This window comes from Clostridium sp. ZBS2, from assembly GCF_023845855.1.
Taxonomy (GTDB): domain Bacteria; phylum Bacillota; class Clostridia; order Clostridiales; family Clostridiaceae; genus Clostridium; species Clostridium aquiflavi.
Genome location: NZ_JAMQIF010000123.1, coordinates 1 through 522 on the forward strand (window position 1 = coordinate 1; position 522 = coordinate 522).

A 522-nucleotide genomic window follows, 5' to 3' on the forward strand; every position below is an offset into this window, starting at 1 on the left:
AAGAAAAAAAAAAACTCACAAATAAATAAAAAAAAGATTAAAAAAAAAAAAATCCTTAAAACAAAAAAAAATAAAATAGTTTATTAAAAAAATTTTTTAAACAAAAAAAAAAAAAAATAAAAAAAAATCAAAATTTTTTGATCAAGGGAGTAGGAAATAAAAACCCAATTAAAGCCCTCCGCGGGGGAAGTAAAAATCTTTAACTAAAACTCCCCTTTAAATTAAAAAAAAAATTTCTTATAAAAAAAATTTTAAAAAAAATTAAAAAAAAAAATATTTTAAAAAAAAAAATATAAAAAATTTTTTTTTTAGGAGAAATAATAAAAAGAGGTGGAAAAAAAAGAGGGGGTAACAGAAATAAGGGTAAAAAATTTTAAAAAAAGGGGGAAAAAAGGGAGTAAGGAGATACTTAAAAATTGGGAAAAAAAAAAAAAAAAAAAAAAAAAAACTATTAAAAAACAAATGTAAATTATAAAAGAAATAAATTTAAATTAAAATAAAGACGAAGAGAGGCGTGTGGGG

The 522-nt window shown here is 18.6% G+C and carries 1 protein-coding gene; it reads left to right on the plus strand.

The window, feature by feature from the left end; translation table 11 throughout:
- Positions 1-330: 330 nt before the first annotated feature.
- Complete coding sequence (locus tag NG918_RS16725; protein WP_252227175.1) at positions 331-468, plus strand: hypothetical protein; 138 nt, start codon at positions 331-333, stop codon at positions 466-468.
- Positions 469-522 lie beyond the last annotated feature (54 nt).